This window comes from Mesorhizobium sp. M0991, assembly GCF_040318915.1.
In the GTDB taxonomy this organism is placed as follows: domain Bacteria; phylum Pseudomonadota; class Alphaproteobacteria; order Rhizobiales; family Rhizobiaceae; genus Mesorhizobium.
The window spans coordinates 284,240-305,519 of sequence record NZ_JAMYNE010000005.1 but is presented as its reverse complement, the minus strand read 5'-3'; the positions used below and the strand labels follow the sequence as shown (position 1 = coordinate 305,519).

Sequence of the window (21,280 nt, the reverse complement as noted above, 5' to 3'; positions counted from 1 at the left end):
AGCCCGCCCTGAGGAGGGACCGGCGCCCTCCCCTCAAGCCCGCCTCGACTGCTCCAGCTCTCGACCGTTGAGCAGGCGCGCCTCGGCGCGGGTCCGTTGCCGGTCGTCGATGAAGGCGGCCTGGATCGAGACCGCGGCGCCCGGCAGGCCGTCGGCCCGGCAGGCCTTGCAGATCAGGCGCCCCGAAAGTGCGGCCAGCGGTGTCTCCGGCATCACCCCATGCCGCTTGAGCTCGGCCGGCTTCCACCACCTGTTGCGTCCGCAGTCGATGCACTCGACGGCAATCGAGACAACATCGGCGATCGTCGCTTCCTTGCCTGCCAATGCCATGGCCATCCCCATCGTTGTTCCTGCTTTGTTCGCATCATTATCGGTTTTCCAAGCGGAGTCGAGTCGGTTCCGCTTACACCAACATGAAAGTTTCGCTTGTTCGATTATTTGAGTTATGCTTATACCTGGTGCGGACTGGAATCGGCGCGAGCAACAGAACCGCAGCCGGCCGGCAGCAAGGGAATGACGATGGACCCAGCCCAGTTCGCCCATGCCTGCGGCTATAGCGGCGACAGCCCGGCTATGCTTGCCGCTTTCGCGGCCATCCGCCAGCACGGCATCCGCAAGGCACGCCAGGGTCATCGCCAGCGCAAGGCGGCGATTGATCAGATGAAGCCGAGCCGCGCTCTGTTCCTGGCGGCGATCCGCCCGGCACAGTCAGCCGAGGAAGCACTCGATGACGCCGCCCGCTTCCTGTCGATGTTCCGCAACATGCCGCGCTGGCGGCAGGAAAGGCGCGCCGCCGACCTCGCCCGCGCCAGGCAACAACGCCTCTTCGCCCGCTTCTTCCGCCGCTACGGCCATTGTCTCTGGGCGCTCGAGGCCGCCTGAAGACGCGCGCCTCCCTTGCAAGTCAAAACGGATATTGCGATCGCCAACACTGCGCCGTATGTCTCCGCGCGATGAGCGAGATCGAATTCCGTCGTGCCCAGGCGCCTGACCTGCCGGCGATCGTTGCAATGCTTGCCGACGATGTGCTCGGCGCAGACCGGGAAGACCCGTCCACGCCGCTTGCGCCATGCTATCTCGATGCTTTCAGCGCAATCGATGCCGATCCCAACCAGTTGCTGGCCGTCGCCGTCGACGCCGGGCAAGTGGTCGGAACGCTGCAGCTCAGCTTCCTTCCAGGCATTTCGAGGAAAGGCACCTGGCGCGGCCAGATCGAAGGCGTTCGCATCGCCCGGCAAAGGCGGTCCCGCGGGGTCGGCAAGCTGATGATCGAATGGGCGATTGAAACGTGCCGTTCGCGCAATTGCAGCTTCGTCCAGCTCACCACGGACAAAGGTCGACGGGAGGCGCACGCTTTTTACGAGCGCCTCGGTTTCACCGCCAGTCATCTCGGCTACAAGATGGCGCTGTAGATCAGCATTTCATCGAATTCAGCGCCGACCGCTCATCTTCGCTACCCCACTCTGGATGGAGCATTGACAAGCCGACCTTTCGCCCTGCTCCATCCGCTCGATGATTTACGACCGAACCTGGCTTGAAAAAACCTTTCGCGCAAAGCCCCGGCAGAAGTTCCTGTTCTTCTGGGGCCATCAGCCGTCCAAGGACGGCCGCATAACCACGTCGTGCTTCAGCCAGTGGTGGCATGCGCCCTTTACCGTCGATGGTCTGAGCTATCCGACTGCCGAACACTGGATGATGGCCGAGAAGGCACGCCTGTTCGGTGATGCTCAGACGGCAACACAAATCCTCGAGGCGGCGAGCCCCAAGCAGGCAAAGCAACTTGGCCGCCAGGTGAGCGGCTTCGATGGCACCAAATGGGATGCCGACAAATATCGCATCGTCACCGAAGGGAGCTTTTCAGAAGTTCCGCCAGAACGCGGCGCTGCGCGAATATCTGCTGTCGACGCATGACCGGGTGCTGGTCGAGGCGAGCCCCGTCGACCGGGTGTGGGGCATCGGCCTTGCGGCGGATGACGAGAGGGCGGTGAACCCGCTGCTGTGGCGCGGCGAGAACCTGTTGGGATTCGCGCTGATGCAGGCCCGCGATCGGCTGCGCGGCTGAACATTGCCGCCCTCTCGTCATCTGCGGCAGCCTCCGCGCTGCTTGACAATCCGCCGGCGATGTTCTCTTTATGTTCTCATCACAACTCGAGACAATGCGGCGTTCGAACCGCCGCGGGCGAACGGGCCGGATGGAAGCCAACATCCTCCACGCGGATCTGGATGCCTTCTATGCCTCGGTCGAACAATTGCTCGACCCGGCCTTGCGCGGCAAGCCGATTGCCGTCGGCGGCGGGGTAGTGCTTGCCGCATCCTATGAAGCCAAGGCGTTCGGCGTGCGCGGCGGCATGCCGGGACGGCGAGCGCGGGAACTCTGCCCGCAACTCATTTTCGTCGGCGGCCATTTCAAGGACTATCAGCGGCTGGGCGATGCGGCCATCAAGGTGCTCGGCGATTTCACGCCGGTGGTCGAGCGGATTTCCATTGACGAGGCCTTTGCCGACGTCGCCGGCTGCACCCATCTGTTCGGCTCGCCGGCCGAGATCGCCAGCAAGATCCGCCGCCGCGTGCGGGCCGAGCTCGGCTTGCCGATCTCGGTCGGCGTAGCCCGCACCAAGCATCTGGCCAAGATCGCCTCACAGGTCGCAAAGCCCGACGGGCTGGTGGTGGTCGATCCGCGCCACGAGCTGGAGTTCCTGCACCACCTGCCGGTCGAGCTGATGTGGGGCGTCGGCCCGGTCACCAGGGAGCGGCTGGCCGGCATCGGCGTCAACACCATCGGCGAGCTGGCCAAGACCAACAGTGGCGCGCTGGAGCGCCTGCTCGGGCCGGCGGCCGGAGAAAAACTCAACGCGCTGGCGTGGAACCGCGATCCGCGCAAGCTCGAGACGCAGCGCCGCGCGCGATCGGCCGGCGCGCAATCGGCGCTTGGCCGAAAACCGGCCGACGAGGACGTCTTCGTACCCGCTTTGCTGCATCTGGCCGACAGGGTCGCCACGAGGTTGCGGGCGAAATCCCGGCCCGGCCGCACCGTCACGGTTCGCGTCCGCTTTGCCGATTTGCGATCGGTGACGCGCTCGATCACGCTCGACCAGCCGATATCGGCAACCGCCATGCTGGCCGAGATCGCCGAGGCGCTGGTGCGCAAGGTGCTTATCGATCATCCGCATGAAAAGACCATCTCGCTGCTGGCGATCGCCGTATCGCATCTGGAGCAGCATGCCGGCCTGCAACTGGAACTGCCGCTCGGGCTCGACGACGACCGCCGCCGCCCCGGCACCAGGAAGGGCGCGGCGCGCTGGACCGCAGATCGCGCCGTCGACAAGATCCGGGACCGCTTCGGCTGGGAGGCAGTCGGCTACGCCTCGGTCGCGCTCGGACTACGGCGGTCGGTTCCCGACGCGTTTCGGGAGCTGGCCGAGAAGGAGCTGTGAGTTGTGCGGCCGGGGCGAAAGAAGACTATCCGACAGGAGCCAGGGGCGATACGGCCGGCCCGTTCAAGGCCGTGCCGTCGACGGCAAAATGCGAGCCGTGGCAGGGACAGTCCCAGCAGCGTTCCAACGAGTTCCAATGGACATGGCAGCCGGCATGGGTGCATGAGGCCGAGCGCTTGTGGAGCGTGCCGTCCTCATCGCGGAAAGCCGCCACTTTGGTAAGTCCCTCGCGGACGATGGCGCCCTCTCCCGGCCGCAGCTTATCGGCGGAATCGATTTCGCCAGGAGCGACATACTCGGCAAAACTCCTGATCGTTGTCGCATTCTCCGCCAGATAGTCGCCAATCGCGCGTGCCGTCTTGCGGGAGGGTTCGTAAAGTTCCCGCCAAGGGCTTTCCCCCTTCAGGATCAGGTCGGAAATCAGTTGGCCGGCAACAACTCCATGGGTGATGCCCTGACCGGAATCGCCGGTAGCCACGAAGACACGCCGGTCGCCGGGATTGCGGCCGATGAAGCCGGCATAGTCGACGGTCTCCATTACCTGCCCGGACCATCGATTGGCCTCGGTGCCGATATCGGGCACCAACCCTTTGATCCAGTCCGCCAAGGCCGCGAAGCGGTCGTCGGCATCGTCGGCCTGCCCTGTCTTGTGGTCCTCACCACCGACGATCAGAAAGTCGGTTTTGCCTTCACCAGGCTGCAGGCGAACGTAGTGATAGGGATCCAGCGTGTCCCAATAGAGTGCATCCGGCAAAACGTTGCGCGCGATCTCGAACGACATCGCGTAGGTCCGATATGGCGCTTGCTTGGTGTGGAGCGCGACCCGATCGTTGATCGGCGAATTGGTGGCGACAACGGCCGATCTGGCAGACACGGTAAAGCCCGAGACCGTGCTTACGCGGACGCCGCCGTCGGTCTCCTCGACCTTGTCGACGATGGTCTCCGCATAAAGCGCGCCGCCGCGCGCGCGAATGCCAGCAGCGAGCCCGCGGAGATATTTGAGCGGGTGAAATGTCGCCTGATTGGCGTAGCGAAGGACGGGCGCATCCGAAAAGCCTGCAAACGGCACGCCTGCGGTTTTCTCGACGTCGACACCGATTTTCCGGGCGGCGTCCAGTTCCCGCTCGATGACGGATTCCTTTCTGCCTGACGCCGGAAACAGGAAGCCGTCGAGGCGGCGGAAATCACATGTGATGCCCTCCACCTCCTGGATCGATTGGATACGGTCGATAGCGGCCGACTGGCTTCGGTAGTAAATTCGCGCCAGTTCCTCGCCGCGCAATTTGATCAGTTCCGAAAAGTAGTCGTCGCAGATCGATGACAGATGCGCGGTGGTGCGGGCCGTCATGCCGCTTCCGATCCGGCCGCGATCGAGCACCGCCACCTTTTGCCCGGCGATGGCCAGTTCGTAGGCGACCGACAGTCCGGCAATGCCAGATCCGACGACCACGACATCGACCTGTTCACTCCGCTCGAGCGGAACCGCCTCAGGCGCGACTTCGGTTGCCGCCCAAAGCGATACAGTCCTTTCATCGCTGACATTCATGGCGGAACTTCCAGACGCGATAGCCGGTAAACGGACGCGAGGGTTCAAAGTTCCTCGGGACCTTTGACGCCATGGTGCTCAGTGTCGTCCGGGACGGCCGAGGGGAAAACCCAGAGCGGAGCTCGGATATGTTTCCGGCCCCTCAGCCCTCCACCACCTGGAAATGCAGCCGGGCCTGCATCTGGAATTGCCGCTCGGGCTCGACGACGACCGCCGCGGCCCCGGCACCAGGAATGGCGCGGCGCGCTGGACCGCAGATCGCGCCGTCGACAAGATCCGCGACCGCTTCGGCTGGGAGGCGGTCGGCTACGCCTCGGTCGCGCTCGGACTACGGCGGTCGGTTCCCGACGCCTTTCGCGAACTGGCCGAAAAGGAGTTGTGAGCCGGCCTGGCCGGGGCAGTGCGATACACTTTGCGTCAGGAGGGATCGTTTCCTGCAAACGCGACATTCGAGGCGGCCCTGGTCGTCAGACCAAAAGCGTTGCGCTGCCCCAGGCGATCAGGGCGATGCCGGCCGCCCGGCCAACCCACTGGCCGACAGGAAACACCTTTTCGACCAGCACCCGCGAAGGTCCCGAAATGACCCAGAAGCGGGCGTTCGGCAGCGATCCGAGCAGCAACGATTTGGCAGGACCGGAAATCGGCATGGAATGCTGCAATCATCATCATGTCCCGTCCAAGTTGTGGACACTTCCTTCTCAAAGGCGCACTCTTGGCATGCGAAACGCGAGCCAGAGTTTCGTCCAACGCTTCACATGCCTGACTTGCGTCGGTGATTGTCTGACCTATGCGGATACTTCCGGATGGGCAGACCTCACATTGTGTCGCCTATCCGTGATCAGGCTACGGCCTAAGGCACGTTGCAGCCTGTTCCGGATCAACTGGGAGGTAAACAACATGCCTGATTTTCAGCGCAGAGAACTTCTTGTTCAAGGAAGCGCGGCTCTTGCCGCAATTGCTGCTCTCTATACCTCGCGTCGGGCTTACGCTTTTCCAACACGGCCGAGCGAGGAAGTTATTCCGTGGCTGGATCAGCCGACCAAAAATCCCGATCCGGTGGGTATCCAGAAGCAGCTTGTCTGGGAGGATTTGGACAGCTGGATAACGCCAAACGACAAGTTCTTCAGCATCTCGCATTTCAACCGACCAACGATCGACGAGAAGACATGGTCGATGGAGATCGGAGGCCTGGTCAAGAAGCCCTTGGAGTTAACGCTCGCCGACATCAAGGCGCGACCGCGGCAGGAGGTCGTTTTCACAGTGGAATGCTCGGGCAACCACGGATTTCCCTTTTTCACCGGCGGCATCGGCAATGCCCGTTGGGCAGGTACGCCGCTCGCCCCGATCCTCGAGGAAGCCGGTGTTCTGGAGAAGGGCATCGAGGTCGTCTTTTTCGGTACCGACACAGGCGAGATCCCGATACGCGACGTAAAGATGAAGCAGAACTTCGCTCGTAGCTTGTCGCTCGCCGACGCGATGACCCCCGACAATCTCCTCTGCTATGAAATGAATGGAGCCGCCTTGCCGGCGGCCAATGGCTTCCCGGTACGGCTCATTGCTCCAGGCTGGTACGGGATCGCCAACGTCAAGTGGCTAAAACGCATCGAGGTTCGCGATACGCGGTTCATGAGCCTTCTGATGGCCCGTGACTATGTCACCATCCGGGAGGAGGACCACAACGGCGAGACCGTATGGGCCGAGACTTCAGTCGGGCGAGCGCTGATAAAGTCCGCGCCTGCGAAGGTTACCCGGAAAGACTCAGATTACCGCATCGTTGGGGCAGCCTGGGGGGCGCCGATCGACCGGGTCGAAGTGCAAATCGATCAGGGGCCTTGGGCACCAGCGACCATTGACCACAGTGAGGAGGCAGAACACGCCTGGAAAATCTGGTCCCTGGCTTGGGCAAATCCCTCTCCTGGAGAACACACGGTGACCTCGCGCGCGGTCAGCACCACGGGACAAATTCAACCGGCGATGGACGATCCCTTGATTGCCAAGAAACACACATACTGGGAAAGCAATGGCCAGGTGACGCGCCGCGTGCGTATCGGCTAGAGCATTTTGCAGCCAAATGGAATCATTTGGCGTCCGCATAAATGCGGCAAAACAGATAGTTAGAGCGGGTTGCCGGTTCCAAGAGAACCGGATCCGCTCTAAGAACTTGCTGCCATATGGCAATTGCGTTTGGGTCACCCAGGAGGAGGCTGCCTGATCCGAAAGCTCGCACCGCTCTATATCGAGCATGACGGGTGTAGGCCGTAGATCCTCTTCGCGACGATACCGCTCCCCGAAATCGGAAGCGGAGCCCTTCACCTCTCGACGGCCCTGATCTCCGCGTCGACCAGGCACCAGGGCGCATAGCGGAAGTCGCGGATCTGGATGACCTCCTCGCCCGCCCATTCGACCAGCATGAAGCCGCGCACGGCGCCGTCGGCCGCTTGCGGCTCGCGGATGAGGATCGCCGGCCTGCCGTCGACGAAGCCGAGCGACAATGTCCAGTCGCTGATACGGTCGTAATTGCCGAAATAGGTCGACGCCTGGGCCTTGCCGCGCAGGCGGACGCGGTTGACGACATCGAGCCGGACGTCCTCGGCGATCAGTGCCCTGACCGCGTCGAAGTCGCGCGCGTTGAACAGGTCGACATAGCGCCGCAGCCGGCGCTCGTCGTCGGCGTCGAGCCTCGGGGCGAGCGCCTGCTCGGGCTGCAGCGCCAGCAGCTTGAGCTGCGCCCGCCCGCGATGCAGTGCCGCCTTGGTGGCGGCGAGCGTCGCGCCGGTCACTTCGCAGGTCTCGTGCAGGCTGAGGCCGAGCACGTCGACCAGGATCACGGCGCTGCGCTGCGGCACCGAAAGCTGCATGAAGGAGCGCAGGCCGGTCTGGGCGGCGAGCCGGCTGTCGGCGCTGCCGGAAGGATCCTCGATCACGCTCATGTCGGCCTCGGTCATGCGCGACCTTTCCCGATTGCGCCGCCGCAGGTGATCCTGCGCGGCATTGTGGGCGATACGAAACAGCCATTGCTCCGGCCGTTCGACCATGGCGCCCCCGTCGATCGCCTGCAGCGCCTTGATCAGCACCTCCTGGACGATGTCCTCGCCGTCGATCACCGAGCCGGCCATGCGCGCGCAGTAGCGATGCAGCCTTGGCCGCAACCCGACGAGCATCGCCTCCAAAGTCGCCCTGTTCATTTTCGGCGTAGCATCCCGTTTCTGCGCGAGCGGCATGGCAGGCGCTATCCCGCCTTGTGATCCGCCAGCATACGGTAATTGCCGACGACTTTGACAGGCGATCGCATTGCCGGGGTCGAACGGCGTTCGGCATGGTTTTCCGCAAATGCCTTGAAGGCGGCAAGCCCGGTCAGCGCCGACGAATCGCCGTCCTGGCCGACGATGTGGACGAACGAGCCGTCGTCCAGCTCGAGCACGAGATAGCGCACCGTCGGCGGTGCAGCCTCGCCCAGCGCTTCGAACACTTTTTCGACCAGCGCGCGATTATCTTCCAGGTCGGCTTGGTTCACACCGTATCGAATGAGCGCGTAGTCCATTGTCGTCTCCTGATTGGTTGGTATGAACGAAGGACGACCGGCTGCGCTGAAAAGATTCTCCTTGCCGAAGAATCTTTTCGGTTGCCCGCATCGTCTTTCCCGCGTGGGCGGCTGCGCGGCAGCCATCAAGCAGGAGAGACGAATCATGCATATCCAGTTTGCCGAGCTTCCGGTATTCGACCAGGATCGAGCCAAGGCGTTCTACACCAGGCATCTCGCCTGTCAGGTGCTGGCCGACCAGAAGATGGGTGATGGCGGCTGGCGCTGGATCGAGCTGGCATTTCCGCATGCCGTGACGAACCTGCATTTCATCAGCCGCGCCGACGACGCCCCCGGCGCGGAGCCCGTATTGGTGCTGGTCGACGAAAATGTCGGAGCAATGATCGCGGCGTTGAAGGCGGGCGGCGTCGAGATCATCACCGAACCGCATGAGGCGTCGTGGCAGCCGGGACGCACGGTGGCGGAGTTTCGCGACAGCGAAGGCAACCGCATGGTCCTCGCCAGCCGATAAGCCACCGGAGCCCTCTGTCCGGCGGGGCGTCGTACCTAAGTCCTACCTCCGGCCGGACCATTGGCCCTGCTTCCTTCGTGTTATTATTTCGTGACCTCTGCGCGCCGGAACCTTCCCTTGCATCGGGCGTTCGGGCGCTGTATTCGCGATGCCTCATATTTAGGCAGGCGGAGGAAATGCGAATAAGGGTGGGTGGCGAAACAAACATGGGCCGGGGAGGAGCATCTTACCATGTCGAACCGAAAAATCGGAATGTCCCACAGTTTGGGGCTGCGCGTTGCTGACCTCAAATCCAGAATGCAAAGTGCCCAGATTACCGAGCACGAGATCAAGACGTTTCAAAAGGTTGCCGCCATCATGGGCGGCGCCGAAGGCTCACTGCGCCTCGACGCGGACGATCTGATTGCCGCGTCCTTCCTTGTCGATCCCTTGGACGATCTCCCGCTCTCCAGTTGAAAGCACTGACCGCAGGTCGAAATCCTATCGGGTTTGAACCTGCGATTGCTGGCGGCGGAGCATCCGCCAGCCCAAGCCGCATGCGAGGATGACGTTGGCCAGCGCCAGACCGGAAAGCGCGGCCAACGTCCCGTGCGGGCCGAAGCGCTCCAGCAGCAATGCGCCGGCCGAGGGTGCCGCTGCCTGGGCAATCAGGCTCGGCATGGCGAGGCGGCCCATCAGCTTCGCATAGCCGTTCGAGCCGAACAGCGCGAGCGGCAGCGTTCCCCGCGCGATGGATTCGAGGCCGATGCCCGCGCCGTAGAAGCCGAGCGCCAACGGGATGACTGGCATGCCGGCCCAGAGCGCCGAAACGCCGATCGCGACGAAGGTAACCGAGGCAAACTTGGTCAGGATCGGATGGTGGTAGCGCGCGATGGTCATCTCGATCGCACGCGCCGCCACTTGGGACGGGCCGACCAGCGCGCCGAGCCCGACGGCAGCGGCCAGCGCCATGCCGCTGCCTTGCAGGATGGTGAGCAGATGCACCGACAGCGTCGAGGAGATCACCGCCGCAAGCGTAAGTGTCGCGGCCAGAACGATCATGATCGACAGATCGGGATTGCCATCGAGAGCCGGCGTCGCCTGGTTCAATCCCGGTTTGACTGGCGGTTTCGGCGCCTCGCGGGGCAGGATCACCAGATAGAGCGGAAGGGCAATCACCAACTGAACAGCCGCGTACACCAGGCAGGTACCGCGCCAGCCGACTTCCTCCAGCAGAAAGGCCGAGATCGGCCAGCAGATTGTGCTGGCAAAACCGCCGAACAGCGTCAGCGTGGTGATGGCGGAGCGCGCACCATGGCCGTAGTGGCGGCCAAGCGTTGCGAAAGCGGCATCGTAGAGCCCCGCCCCCATGCCCAGGCCGATGATCAGCCAGGCAGCGATGTACGCCGCAAGGTTGGGGGCAACGGCCAGCCCAACCTGGCCGACTCCGATGCATCCAGCGCTGAACGCCAGGACGTTGCGGCCGCCATGCCGCTCGATCGACGACCCGACGCGCGGAGAGATCAATCCCGCCACAAGCAAGCCAAGAGACAGGCCGCCGACAACCCATGCCAGCGGCCAGCCGGTATCGGAAGAGACCGCCGGCGCAATGACCGCTGGAAGATAGTAGGAAGACCCCCACGCCATGATCTGCGTCAGGCCAAGCGCGGTGATGATCGCGCCGCGGCTGCGCAAAATGGCCGGCGAAGGCGGCGAAAGGCTCATGCCGCGACGCCGCAGCCACAGCCGCCTTTGCCGACCGCCTTAGCCTCGACGTCGGCGACACAGCAGGCATCCACCGCTACCGGCGCCGGACCGCCGCAGCATCCCTTGTCGGCAATGCCGATCCGCGGCACGGTGCAGACGCCAGTCTCCGGCAGCACGAGCTGGACATTGTCGGCCGCAACCATGTCGCCGGCGATCGCCGCGGCGACCGAGCGCACCTGCTCATACCCGGTCAGCAGCAGGAAGGTCGGTGCGCGGCCATAGCTCTTGATGCCGACCGTGTAGAACCCGTGCTCGGGATGGCTGAGCTCGCGGTGGCCGTGCGGCGGCACGTCGCCGCAGGAGTGCTCGTTGGGATCGATCAACGGCGCCAGTGCCTTGACGCTTTCCAGCCACGGATCGAGCTCGAGCCGAAGCTCGCGGGTCAGCGACAGATCGGGGCGCTGTCCGGTCGCGGCGATGATGCTGTCGACCGGGCCAAGCGCCTGCAAGCCGTCCTTGGTCTGGCCTTCGACGACCAGCCGGCCGTTGGCATCGCGGATCGAGACAGCCGCAAAGCCCGTCACCAGCCTGACGCCGCCGCTCTCGGCGAGTTCGCGCACTTCGGCGCCGAGTTCGCCGCGTGCCGGCAATTGGTCTGCATCGCCGCCGCCATAGATGCGCACCAGGTCGGTGCCACGCGTTGTCCACATGAAAGCCGTGCCGGGCTCCACGTCCGCCAGGCTGGCGAGATCCAGCAAGGCATTGGCGGCCGAATAGCCGGAGCCGGCAACCAGCGTCGTCTTGCCGGCATAAAGGCTGCGATCGCGGCCGAGAATATCGGGTATGCCGTAGGCGATGCGGTCGGCAAACTCGGCTTCGCCTTCTGCAGGAATTCCGCCGGCGCCGAGCGGGTTCGGCATTTGCCAGGTTCCCGAAGCATCGATGACGGCACGGGCGCTGTCGCGTCTTGTACCATCGGCAGTCTCGACTGCCAGCATGAACGGCCGGTTTTCGCGTTCCTTGCTCAGCACTTTGTCGGCGCCCCAGCGCGAGATGCCGACGACCCGAGCGCCGGTTTCGATCGACGGTGACAATTGCGGAAGCTTTGCAAGCGGCTCGAGATAATCCGCGACGAGGTCGTTCGCGGTCGGGAATGCCTCGGGCTCCGGCATCCGCCAGTCATGCGCCTCGAGCAGGTTTCTAGCCGCCTGATCGACGCAATAGCGCCAAGGCGTGAACACCCGGACATGGCCCCAATCCCTGAGGTTGGATGCAACCGTATTGCCGGCTTCGTAGACTTTGACAGGAATACCCTGCGCGATGAGGTGGACCGCTGCCGCCAGGCCGACCGGCCCGGCGCCGATCACCGCGATGGGGAGTTTTTCGATCATCTCCATACCTTCCATCCTTCCGGTAATTTCGAATTATACTGCCAAAAAAATCACGCCGGCGTCTTGGCCGTCGCTTCCGCCGATGCCGGCGCACAGGTGGCGTCGGCGCAGCATTCGTCTGCGAGGTATCCGATGAGCCCGTTCATGGCGGGATAGTTGGCCCGGCAGATCAGCGTGGTCGCCTGGCGCTCCTGTGACACCAGGCCGGTGTCGACCAGCCGCTTGAGGTGATGCGACAGCGTCGAGGCAGCGATGCCCAATCTGTCCTGGATGCGCCCGACCGGCAGCCCCTCATCGCCCGCCCGCACCAGCGTCCGATAGAGCTGCAACCGCGTCGGGCTGCCGAGGGCTTCAAGTTGCGAGGCTGCTTTTTCGAGTTTCATGGAAATACGCTATTTCCAGAATCGCTGCACGTCAAGAGAATTTCGACAAAGATCGAAATAAGCTGATCTCTAGGCGACGCGCTTGCCGCTGGCGTCGATGACGACCTCGCCGTCCTCCTTGGTGAACGGGCCGATATCCGGATTGGGCAGGATATCGAGCACGGCTTCGGAGGGTCGGGCAAGCATGGTGCCGAGCGGCGTCACCACGATCGGCCGGTTTGACCAGGATCGGATGCGCCAGCATGAAATCGAGGATCTCGTCGTCGCTCCAGTTAGGGTCGCCCAGGCCAAGTTCGGCATAGGGCGTGCCCTTTTCGCGCAGCAATTGGCGCGGCGTCATGCCCATCGCTGCGATCAGCTCGACGAGCTTTTCGCGCGACGGCGGGTTTTTCAGATATTCGATCACCTCAGGCTCCTCGCCGGACCGCCTGATGATGGCAAGCGTGTTGCGCGAGGTGCCGCAATCGGGGTTGTGGTAGATGGTGATGGTCATCGCGCAGCTTTCATCTGTCCGGCTGGTTTCGGTTGGGCGAGCAGCCACCCTGCCAATGCCATGGCGAGCAACGCGCCCAAAAGTTCGGCGGCGATGAAGCCCGGCAGATCGGCGGGGCGGATGCCGGCAAAAGTATTGGAGAACGCTCGGGCGATGGCCACGGCCGGATTGGCGAAGGATGTCGATGCGGTGAACCAGTAGGCGGCGGTGATATAAAGCCCGACCAGCCAGGGGATCGAATCCGGGCGGGAACGCAGGCCGGCGAGGATGGTGAAGACCAGCCAGAAGGCGGCAACCAGTTCCGCAATCCATTGCCCGCTTCCGGTCCGCACCGTCGCCGACACTTGCAGGATCGGCAGTTCGAACATTGCATGCGCGAGCAACGTTCCAGCGATGCCGCCGGCAATCTGGGCGGCGACGTAAGCCAGCGCTGCCTTCGTTTCGATCTCACGTCGAAGCGCGAACACCAGCGTCACCGCCGGGTTGAAGTGCGCTCCGGAGATCGGCCCGAATATGGTGATGAGCACGACCAGGATCGCCCCGGTCGGCAAGGTGTTGCCGAGCAGGGAGACGGCGACATCGTTGCTCAGCCTGTCAGCCATGATGCCGGAACCGACAACGGTGGCGACCAACAGAGCCGTGCCGAGGGCCTCGGCAACAAGGCGGCGTGACAGATTGACCAAGACGAACCTTCTAGCAGTTGCAGGTCACAGCCTGGATCACAGGCTGGCAAAGTTCCGGCGCGCCATTGCAGCAGTCCTCCATGAGGTAGGCCAGCAGATCGCGAAAGCCGGTCATATCGGCAAAGTAGCGCACGCTGCGGCCCTCCCGTTCGGTCCGCACCAGGCCGGCATGCGACAGGATCTTGAGATGGGCGGATATGGTGTTCGGAAATGCGGCGAGCCGCGAGGCGATCTCGCCCGCAGCCACGCCCTCGGCGCCGGCCCGCACCAAAAGGCGAAAAACGTCCAGCCGGGTTTCCTGGCCGAGCGCGGCAAGCGCCGAAAGGGCGAGTGTCTTATCCATATTTCCAGGATTCCAGAAATGGGGAATAGAGTCAACGCGCCTCTGCCAGCGACCCAAGGCAATCGCTTCAGTTTTGAATTCGCCCTTTAAGCGTTTGCGTTGCCCCTCACCTGCCTGCCGGCATCCTCTCCCCGTATAGTGACGGGGAGAGGGGCCTCGTCATCGGTGATTTCGCCAAACATCAGCGGTGCAGAAACGACGCCAACGCTGCGGCCAGCCCCTTCTCCCCGTCACTATACGGGGAGAAGTGCCCGGCAGGGCGATGAGGGGCGGCGCCGACTTCGGCGAAGCTATCGCCTGTCCAAAGCGAGCGCCCGCTGCCCCTCGCCGGCTCGCCCGGCCAAATCAGCCAGGCACCGCGGCGGCGACCGCATCAGCGCGGCCAAGACCGGCAACCGCTTTCCTGACCCGCTCCAAATGCGCCTGGCGTCCGGCGGCCGAGACGCTGTCCATCCGGTAGAGCGCCAGGAATTTGGTTCGGCACAGCGGATGGCAGACGGAGCGGAAGCCGCGCAGCAGGGTCCGCCGGCCCGGTTGTCCCATGATCCACGACATCAGCGGCGTGGCGCCGCATGTGGTCATTGCCAACACCCGGCGTATTTGCCGCAATTTGGGCCGCGGACCGCGTCGAGCGGTCGGCATCTCGAAAGCGAAGCCCGGCACCAGCACGCGCTCCAGCCAGCCTTTCAGCATCGCCGGCAGGCCATACCACCAGGTCGGATAGATGAAGACGACCGCCTCCGCCCAGAGTAGTTCCTGCGCGTGTTCGTGCACCGGTTGCAGGTTCGCCGCCTTGTCGTGGTAACCGCGCCATTCCTGCGTGCGCATGACCGGATCGAAGCCGGTCGCATAGAGGTCGAGCAGGTGGACCTGATGGCCGCTTTCGGCAAGCGTCTCCAGCACCGTATCTCGCACCGCGCCGTTGAAGCTGTCGGTGCAGGGATGGCAATAGACGACGAGGACCTTCATCTGGCGCTCAGACCGGTCGGTCGCGAGAGGATCGCGGCGGTGCATGCAAGGGCATCACATGCAAACAAGCCACCCGCAGACGTAGTCGATCAGCTGTTTTCATGCGAAGCCCCGCAGCCCCCATATCAAGACGCAACACCTCCAGTCGCGTCAAGCCCCGCTCGTTCGCTCAAGGAAAATTGCGCAGACATGGGCTTGCTGCAGGGCGCTGTCCCGCATGCCTTGCGGTACTCTGCGGGATGCAGCGCTGCGGCGTATCATGCCCAAGAACTCCCAGCATTGTTCCCAGAATGTCTGCGCCCTAGCTTCGTGGCGTATCCAAAGCGTCAGGAGAAAAAGATGCAGACAGGAAAACTGGGCGGCAAGATCGCCTTGGTGACGGGTGCCTCCTCAGGCATCGGCGAGGCCACCGCCTTGGCATTGGCGGCCGAGGGCGCCACGCTGGCGATTGCCGCGCGGCGCGCCGAGCGCCTGGACGATCTGGCGAGGCGGATCCGTGAGACCGGCAGCGCGGCGCTGCCGATTGCCGTCGACGTCACCGACGACACGCAAGCCACGGCCATGGTCGAGCGGGTCCAGCAGGAGTACGGCCGGCTCGACATTCTGCTTGCGGTTGCCGGCGTCGGCGTCGCCGCGCCGTTCCGCAACACGACGCCGGAAGAATACCGCCGGATGGTCGACGTCAACATTCTCGGCCTGCTTTATCCGATCCATGCGGCACTGCCGTCGATGCAGCGGCAAGGCGCCGGCCACATCGTCGTCGTCTCGTCCGGCACCGGCCGTTATATCCACCCTTCGGTGGTTTATTCCGGCACCAAGCACGCCGTGAGCGCGATGGCGGAATCGCTGCGCCGCGAGATCGGCAAGGACGGCATCCGCGTCACCTGCATCGAGCCCGGCGCCGTCAAGACCGAGTTCACCCAGAATATGCGCGCCGATGTGCGCCAGGCGGTCGAGCAAAGGCTGGGCGATATGGAGCAGCTGGAAAGCGAGGACATCGCCGCCGCCATCCTGTACGCGGTAACGCAGCCGCCACGGGTCAACGTCAACATCCTGACGCTCTATCCGACGGAGCAGGCGTGAGGTCAGCCTGCAGACGTCGATGCGCTGCGCCACCCCCCCTCTGTCCTGCCGGACATCTCCCCTTCAAGGGGGGAGATCGGCAGCTTCGTCGGCAGCACTCTTTTTGCAACGTTCGCGATTGGCGAAATCAGGGGTGATATCCAATCTCCCCACCTGAGGGGGAGATGTCCGGCAGGACAGAGGGGGGTGCTGTCCCGCCAACCTTGCCCTGCTTCGACTATCCCCCGGTCATCAGCGTGAACACAAGCTGCCGCAACTTGCCGCCCGGGCCGAATTCGACCCGGTCGAAATCGAGGCTCGCCTGCCGCTGTGCCTGAGAGATTCCGGCGAGCCGTCTCGTCAATTCGGTCCTGATCTTGCTGCAGCCGCGGTCATCGGCGACGGTCAGGCCGATGGTGGCCGCCTCGATCTTGTGCACCATGTCGACGATGCTGGCGCCGTGCACCTTCTCGTGGGCGGCGAGGCCGGCTGCGAAAACCTCCCAGTTCTTCTGGATCGCGCCCGGCAGCCGCGCGGCCGGCTTCGGCAAGGTATAGGTGATGATCAGCTTCGGCCGCGCCGACACCAGCACGCAGGCGTCGCCTTGCGGCTGGTAGTCCCTCACCCAGGTCAGCTTGAAATTGGTATGCGCGATGACGCGGCGCTCGCCGAGCAGCGGCCCACGCCCGCCGATCGAGGCATAGAGCTCCGGACCGGATTGCCCTGAGATGGCATAGGTCTCGACCTTCTCGACCGCCTGCCAGCCGGCATGCGCCGGCGATGTCGGCAGGAAGGCGAGCAGCAGGCAAAGGCGAACGGCTGTTTTCATGCAAGTCCTCGCAGCCGCTGCGCACGACGCAAACGACATGCAGTTCCCTTCCGTGGACATAGCCCGCGGCCGGCTATAGTGGGATGCTCGTATACAAGAATCCACAGGCAACGCCATGTCGCCGCGACCGAACATTGCCCGGCAACGCCCTGCCCCCGGGACCCAGTCTCCCGGCGTCAGCCTCTGCCGCGCGCTGTCGAAGCTTGGCCTGTGCTCGCGCAAGCAGGCCGAGCTTCTGGTTGCCGAGGGGCGCGTGCGGGTCGCCGGCAAGATCGTGCGCAACGGCTCGATGCGCGTCGATCCAGGCCGCGACCGCATCGAGGTCGACGGCCGCCGCGTCGCCGCCGAGCGCAAGGTCTATCTGATGCTCAACAAGCCGCGTGGCCTGGTCACCACTCGCGACGACCCGCAGGACCGCGGCACCGTCTATGATTGCCTGGCAGGCCTCGACCTGCCCTTCGTCTCGCCGGTCGGCCGCCTCGACAAGGCCAGCGAAGGCCTGCTGTTGATGACCAACGACACGCGCTTTGCGCAGCGCCTGCTCGATCCCGCCTCGCATGTCGCCAAGACCTATCACGTGCAGATCGGCGCGCTGCCCGACGAGGCCATGCTGGCGCGGTTGCGCGCCGGCGCGACAGTCGACGGCGAATTGCTGACGGCCCGGTCCATCGAGCTGCTGCGCGGCGGCACCAGCACCGCCTGGCTGGAAATCGTGCTCGACGAGGGCCGCAACCGCCATGTTCGCCGGCTGCTCGCCGCCCACGATATCGAGGTGCTGCGCCTGGTCCGGATCGCGATCGGCCCATTGCAGCTCGGCGACCTTGCCAAGGGCAAGACACGCCATCTGACTGCCGAAGAGCTGGCGCTGCTTCAGGCCTGAGCTGCTGGCGGCGACTCGATAGTCAGCCAGTCGAAGCCCAAGTGACGCAAGCAAGCAGCGCGGGGCGGACAGGGGTCGCCTTCGACTCCTGGCGGATGTTCCCGAACAGATCGCCCACACCGGTTCGAACGATACCAATCTCCATCGGTATTACATTCCGTCAGCACACAACAGATCGCAGCCGGCCGCTTTGATTTTCTGCATAAAGATCTTGAGCGATTCTTGGGCAGGCATGGGAAGCTGGCCAACCGACGGGACAAACAAATCGATCAGGGCCTGGCGATGGTCTGGAGAGATGCTCTGCGCGAGATAGGGACCATCTGCTCTTAGCGATTCAATAAGAACTATCTTGTTCCCCTGCTTCAGCGCCGGGTCAGCCAGAAAAATTGAGGCGCCACGAAACATTTTCTCTATGCCTCCTCGAGCTTTGGCACCGTTGGCTCGCAACATTTCGGCAGCGTTGGGTTGGTGCGCCAGGAAATCATTGAAAGCTAGCTGGGAAGCGGCAGCAGCCCGAAACACAAGTGCAAACGACTGCGTGGCTTCATCCTGCAAAGGCAGCGGGTTAGCCTGGCCATAGAGCGCGAGTAGCGACCCACTTCTGTCCATTACGAAAGACAGTGCTTCCAGGTCGCTCTCATCGTATGGCGGCGAACCTATCAAAGCCTCGCCGTCCCAAATCTTGTGCAGTAGATCCCGGTCCGTTGGATCTTCAAGATTTGGCAATTTGCCTTCAATCCGGCGCTGCTGCAAAAGTTCATCGAACTTGGCGAACAAATCCTTCGCATAAGCGCGGCCTGTTGGCGGAACATGGGCGTGCGCCCATGTGGAAAATAGGATTGCAAAAATCGACAACACCAAACATTTCATGGCCGTTCCTTTACTTGACTACCTTCAGTAGCGCGACAGCGTTGTCCAAATAATGCAAGGGATAGTCGATATTGTCGATCAACCGGCCGAGATTATTGAAGATATCATCGGATGTCAGCCCGAGTAACGGGCTTGTTCGGAGCGGCGTTCATGGCATTCACCGCCATGCATCCCCGGTCACGTCGACCGATCGCTTCGCATGATGGAAGATGATGCCGACGGCGTGGGCGTATGCCGGAGCGAAGCCGGCTGACGCCGTGCCTGAGATTGCAAACCGCCCGCTTCCAGCCAACGAAGTTATGCACAGAGCGAAGCATCGCTCCGTGCCCGGGCCGGTTTGATGAGCGTTCTCATGGATTTCGGCAAAATCCAGCCCATATTCCTAGATGTGGAGCTTTGAGCGTGAAACTCGCGCGTGCGGTCCTGCTTGCCGCGGCCTTCGTGGCTGTTGCGGCCGTTTGTCCCTCTTCCGCAACCGGAGAGGCGAACGGCCGGGAGAAAATTGTGTTGCGCGTCGAGATAGACGGCGCCATCGGTCCGGCGAGTGCCAGGCAGCTTGAGGAAGCGCTGGCGGTGGCCGCGGACCGAAACGCCCAGGCTCTCATCCTGCAGATGGACACGCCCGGCGGGCTGGTCACCAGCATGCGCGAAATGATCGCCGGCATCCTCGCCTCGCCGGTTCCCGTCATCGGCTATGTCGCGCCCGCCGGCGGGCACGCGGCGAGCGCCGGAACCTACATCCTCTACGCCACCCATCTAGCGGCGATGGCGCCCGGCACCAATCTGGGCGCGGCAACGCCGATCGAGATGGGCGGGCCGCTGCCATCGTTTCCCGGCGGCAAGAACGATGGCCCGGAGGCGGACAAGGACAAGAAGAACGCACCGGCGGGCGACGCGATGATCGCCAAGGCGACGAACGATGCCGTTGCCCTGATCCGCAGCCTGGCTGAATTGCGCGGGCGCAATGCCGAATGGGGTGAAAAGGCCGTGCGCGAGGCGGCCAGCCTATCGGCCGGCGCGGCGCTGCAGGAGCATGTCATCGACTTCGTCGCCCGCGACACCACCGAACTGCTTCAACTGGCCGACGGCCGGACCGTCGAGATCGCCGGCAAAAAAGAGGCATTGGCGACGAAAGGGCTGCCGGTTGAAACGCTTGAGCCAGGCTGGCTCATCCGGCTTCTCGCCGTCATCACGGACCCGAACATCGCCGTCATCCTGATGCTGGTCGGCGTCTATGGCCTCGTCTTCGAATTCACGAGCCCGGGCGCGGTCGCGCCCGGCGTGATCGGCACGATTTGCCTTCTGCTCGGGCTCTATGCGCTCAATCTCCTGCCGATCAGCTATGCCGGCCTTGCCTTGATGCTGCTTGGCATCATCTTCCTGGTCGTCGAAGCCTTGAACCCGACAGTGGTCCTTGGGCTGGGAGGCGTGGCTGCGTTTCTGCTGGGCGCTGCCATGCTGCTCAAGATCGAGGGGCCCGGCTTCGAGATGTCATGGGCCGTTATCGGCACCGCCGCCGTCCTGACGCTCGGCCTGGCGCTGTTGACCGGCAGCTATCTGTGGGCGGCCCGCAAGAACGTTCCGCGTGTTGGCGCACAGGCCATGCAGGGGCTGCCGGCGGAGGTCCTCGACTGGCAGGGCAGCGAGGGCCACGTGCTCGCCCGGGGCGAGCGCTGGCGGGCAAAAGCCGACGAACCGCTTGCGGTGGGCGACAGCGTCGAGGTGGCTGATGTCAGGGGTCTTGTGCTGACGATACGGCGCCGCAATGTGAGAAGCGATGGAGCAAGGCGATGATCATCGGTTATGTGGCCTATCTGGCAGCAGCGCTCGTCGTGGTCATGTTCCTATCCGCGGCCATTCGCATCCTGCGGGAATATCAGCGCGGCGTGGTCTTCACGCTCGGCCGCTTCACCGGGGTCAAGGGCCCCGGCCTTATCATCCTCATCCCCTTCGTGCAGCAGATGGTGAAGGTCGACCTGCGAGTGGTGGTCCAGGACGTCCCGCCGCAGGACGTGATCTCGCGCGACAACGTCTCGGTCAAGGTCAACGCGGTGCTGTATTTTCGTATCGTCGACGCCGAGCGGGCGGTGATCCAGGTCGAAGACTTCATGACCGCCACCAACCAGCTGGCACAGACCACGCTGCGCTCGGTGCTCGGCAAGCATGAGCTCGATGAAATGCTGGCCGAGCGAGACAAGCTCAACAGCGATGTCCAGGAGATTCTCGACCAGCGCACCGATGCCTGGGGCATCAAGGTCTCCAATGTCGAGATCAAGCATGTCGACCTCAACGAGAACATGATCCGTGCCATCGCCAAGCAGGCAGAGGCTGAACGGCTGCGGCGCGCCAAGGTGATCAACGCCGACGGCGAACAGCAGGCGGCGGCAAAACTCGTCGAGGCCGGCAAGATGCTGGCCGAGGAGCCGCAAGCCATGCAGCTGCGCTATTTCGAGGCCCTGCATGACATCGCCGGCGAACGCTCGTCGACGGTCGTGTTCCCGCTGCCGATGGATCTGCTCGGTCATTTCATCAAGCGGGGTGGTGGAGGCGGAGGCGCAGGCGGCGCGACCTAACAAGGCTTGGGTTCCTCGCCCCCGCAGAGCGGGGGAGAGGTGGCCGCGAAGCGGTCGGAGAGGGGGCCTACCGCACTCCTCCCTTT

General features: G+C 63.7%; 26 protein-coding genes and 1 pseudogene. 13 read left to right on the top strand and 14 right to left on the bottom strand.

The genetic code is table 11. From position 1 onward, the window contains the following. Positions 1-33: 33 nt before the first annotated feature. Entirely contained in the window at positions 34-330 is a 297-nt protein-coding gene (locus tag NKH70_RS10835) for a hypothetical protein (protein ID WP_292663304.1), read from the bottom strand. 189 nt (positions 331-519) lie between these two features. Here NKH70_RS10835 and NKH70_RS10830 point away from each other — a divergent pair, with 189 nt between their 5' ends. From NKH70_RS10830 to dinB, 5 genes are all read left to right on the top strand, one after another. Beyond that, on the top strand, positions 520-882 hold the full coding sequence (locus tag NKH70_RS10830) for a hypothetical protein (protein ID WP_353025235.1): 363 nt from the start codon (positions 520-522) through the stop codon (positions 880-882). Between the two features lie 71 nt (positions 883-953). Continuing rightward, positions 954-1,412 carry a GNAT family N-acetyltransferase gene (locus tag NKH70_RS10825; protein WP_352915652.1) on the top strand — a complete coding sequence of 153 codons (459 nt, stop codon included), beginning with the start codon at positions 954-956 and terminating at the stop codon, positions 1,410-1,412. A gap of 100 nt (positions 1,413-1,512) precedes the next feature. Further along, a complete protein-coding gene (ybiA, locus tag NKH70_RS10820) occupies positions 1,513-1,911 on the top strand; it encodes a riboflavin biosynthesis intermediates N-glycosidase (RefSeq protein ID WP_353025234.1) in 399 nt (132 codons plus the stop codon). Then, positions 1,820-2,062: a riboflavin biosynthesis intermediates N-glycosidase gene (gene ybiA / locus NKH70_RS10815; protein WP_353025233.1), complete on the top strand. Its 243-nt coding sequence runs from the start codon at positions 1,820-1,822 to the stop codon at positions 2,060-2,062. Before ybiA (NKH70_RS10820) ends, ybiA (NKH70_RS10815) begins: the two co-directional genes overlap by 92 nt. A 130-nt stretch (positions 2,063-2,192) precedes the next feature. Next, complete coding sequence (gene dinB / locus NKH70_RS10810) at positions 2,193-3,434, top strand: DNA polymerase IV (protein WP_352915645.1); 1,242 nt, start codon at positions 2,193-2,195, stop codon at positions 3,432-3,434. A 25-nt stretch (positions 3,435-3,459) separates the two neighbouring features. Here dinB and NKH70_RS10805 read toward each other — a convergent pair whose 3' ends face one another. Next, complete coding sequence (locus tag NKH70_RS10805) at positions 3,460-4,980, bottom strand: FAD-dependent oxidoreductase (RefSeq protein ID WP_352915642.1); 1,521 nt, start codon at positions 4,978-4,980, stop codon at positions 3,460-3,462. A 163-nt stretch (positions 4,981-5,143) separates the two neighbouring features. On the opposite strand from NKH70_RS10805, the gene NKH70_RS10800 reads away from it, so the two are divergent. Next, positions 5,144-5,362, top strand: a complete 219-nt coding sequence (locus NKH70_RS10800) for a hypothetical protein (RefSeq protein WP_352915639.1) — start codon at positions 5,144-5,146, stop codon at positions 5,360-5,362. Between the two features lie 85 nt (positions 5,363-5,447). On the opposite strand, the gene NKH70_RS10795 is transcribed toward NKH70_RS10800, so the two are convergent. Next, positions 5,448-5,627 carry a hypothetical protein gene (locus NKH70_RS10795; RefSeq protein ID WP_352915636.1) on the bottom strand — a complete coding sequence of 60 codons (180 nt, stop codon included), beginning with the start codon at positions 5,625-5,627 and terminating at the stop codon, positions 5,448-5,450. Positions 5,628-5,877: 250 nt separating this feature from the next. On the opposite strand from NKH70_RS10795, the gene NKH70_RS10790 reads away from it, so the two are divergent. Beyond that, positions 5,878-7,035, top strand: a complete 1,158-nt coding sequence (locus NKH70_RS10790) for a sulfite oxidase (RefSeq protein WP_352915634.1) — start codon at positions 5,878-5,880, stop codon at positions 7,033-7,035. A 254-nt stretch (positions 7,036-7,289) separates the two neighbouring features. Here NKH70_RS10790 and NKH70_RS10785 read toward each other — a convergent pair whose 3' ends face one another. Then, the gene (locus NKH70_RS10785) at positions 7,290-8,165 is read right to left on the bottom strand and encodes a sigma-70 family RNA polymerase sigma factor (RefSeq protein ID WP_352915631.1); all 876 of its coding nucleotides are present in this window, start codon (positions 8,163-8,165) and stop codon (positions 7,290-7,292) included. Positions 8,166-8,209: 44 nt separating this feature from the next. After that, positions 8,210-8,668, bottom strand: coding sequence for a hypothetical protein (locus tag NKH70_RS10780; RefSeq protein ID WP_352721144.1), 459 nt, complete (start codon positions 8,666-8,668; stop codon positions 8,210-8,212). Here NKH70_RS10780 and NKH70_RS10775 point away from each other — a divergent pair. Further along, positions 8,667-9,032, top strand: coding sequence for a VOC family protein (locus NKH70_RS10775; protein WP_352915628.1), 366 nt, complete (start codon positions 8,667-8,669; stop codon positions 9,030-9,032). The genes NKH70_RS10780 and NKH70_RS10775 overlap by 2 nt on opposite strands. A 231-nt stretch (positions 9,033-9,263) precedes the next feature. Further along, positions 9,264-9,488, top strand: a complete 225-nt coding sequence (locus NKH70_RS10770; protein WP_352915707.1) for a hypothetical protein — start codon at positions 9,264-9,266, stop codon at positions 9,486-9,488. Between the two features lie 24 nt (positions 9,489-9,512). Here NKH70_RS10770 and NKH70_RS10765 read toward each other — a convergent pair whose 3' ends face one another. From NKH70_RS10765 to NKH70_RS10735, 7 genes and pseudogenes are all read right to left on the bottom strand, one after another. Beyond that, the gene (locus NKH70_RS10765; RefSeq protein WP_352915625.1) at positions 9,513-10,736 is read right to left on the bottom strand and encodes an MFS transporter; all 1,224 of its coding nucleotides are present in this window, start codon (positions 10,734-10,736) and stop codon (positions 9,513-9,515) included. Next, positions 10,733-12,109, bottom strand: a complete 1,377-nt coding sequence (locus NKH70_RS10760; RefSeq protein WP_353025232.1) for an FAD-dependent oxidoreductase — start codon at positions 12,107-12,109, stop codon at positions 10,733-10,735. The genes NKH70_RS10765 and NKH70_RS10760 overlap by 4 nt, the downstream gene beginning before the upstream one ends. A gap of 50 nt (positions 12,110-12,159) precedes the next feature. Then, a complete protein-coding gene (locus tag NKH70_RS10755; protein WP_352721136.1) occupies positions 12,160-12,492 on the bottom strand; it encodes an ArsR/SmtB family transcription factor in 333 nt (110 codons plus the stop codon). Between the two features lie 69 nt (positions 12,493-12,561). Then, a pseudogene (arsC, locus tag NKH70_RS10750) lies at positions 12,562-12,985 on the bottom strand (arsenate reductase (glutaredoxin)). Beyond that, positions 12,982-13,668, bottom strand: a complete 687-nt coding sequence (locus NKH70_RS10745) for an aquaporin (protein ID WP_352915616.1) — start codon at positions 13,666-13,668, stop codon at positions 12,982-12,984. The pseudogene arsC and the gene NKH70_RS10745 overlap by 4 nt, the downstream one beginning before the upstream one ends. A 10-nt stretch (positions 13,669-13,678) precedes the next feature. After that, a complete protein-coding gene (locus tag NKH70_RS10740; protein WP_352915613.1) occupies positions 13,679-14,011 on the bottom strand; it encodes an ArsR/SmtB family transcription factor in 333 nt (110 codons plus the stop codon). A gap of 345 nt (positions 14,012-14,356) precedes the next feature. Continuing rightward, positions 14,357-14,980, bottom strand: a complete 624-nt coding sequence (locus NKH70_RS10735) for an NAD(P)H-dependent oxidoreductase (protein ID WP_352915610.1) — start codon at positions 14,978-14,980, stop codon at positions 14,357-14,359. 339 nt (positions 14,981-15,319) lie between these two features. Between NKH70_RS10735 and NKH70_RS10730 the strand changes: the two genes are divergently transcribed. Then, complete coding sequence (locus NKH70_RS10730) at positions 15,320-16,063, top strand: SDR family oxidoreductase (protein ID WP_352977355.1); 744 nt, start codon at positions 15,320-15,322, stop codon at positions 16,061-16,063. Positions 16,064-16,280: 217 nt separating this feature from the next. On the opposite strand, the gene NKH70_RS10725 is transcribed toward NKH70_RS10730, so the two are convergent. After that, a complete protein-coding gene (locus tag NKH70_RS10725; protein WP_352977354.1) occupies positions 16,281-16,871 on the bottom strand; it encodes a DUF922 domain-containing Zn-dependent protease in 591 nt (196 codons plus the stop codon). 115 nt (positions 16,872-16,986) lie between these two features. Here NKH70_RS10725 and NKH70_RS10720 point away from each other — a divergent pair, with 115 nt between their 5' ends. After that, complete coding sequence (locus tag NKH70_RS10720; RefSeq protein WP_353025231.1) at positions 16,987-17,751, top strand: pseudouridine synthase; 765 nt, start codon at positions 16,987-16,989, stop codon at positions 17,749-17,751. A 150-nt stretch (positions 17,752-17,901) separates the two neighbouring features. Here NKH70_RS10720 and NKH70_RS10715 read toward each other — a convergent pair whose 3' ends face one another. Beyond that, on the bottom strand, positions 17,902-18,621 hold the full coding sequence (locus NKH70_RS10715) for a cytochrome P450 family protein (RefSeq protein ID WP_292664853.1): 720 nt from the start codon (positions 18,619-18,621) through the stop codon (positions 17,902-17,904). A gap of 402 nt (positions 18,622-19,023) precedes the next feature. On the opposite strand from NKH70_RS10715, the gene NKH70_RS10710 reads away from it, so the two are divergent. Continuing rightward, positions 19,024-20,415 (top strand): NfeD family protein, encoded by a 1,392-nt coding sequence (locus NKH70_RS10710; RefSeq protein ID WP_352915599.1) that lies wholly within the window; start codon positions 19,024-19,026, stop codon positions 20,413-20,415. Further along, entirely contained in the window at positions 20,412-21,194 is a 783-nt protein-coding gene (locus NKH70_RS10705; RefSeq protein WP_352721120.1) for a slipin family protein, read from the top strand. The genes NKH70_RS10710 and NKH70_RS10705 overlap by 4 nt, the downstream gene beginning before the upstream one ends. Positions 21,195-21,280 lie beyond the last annotated feature (86 nt).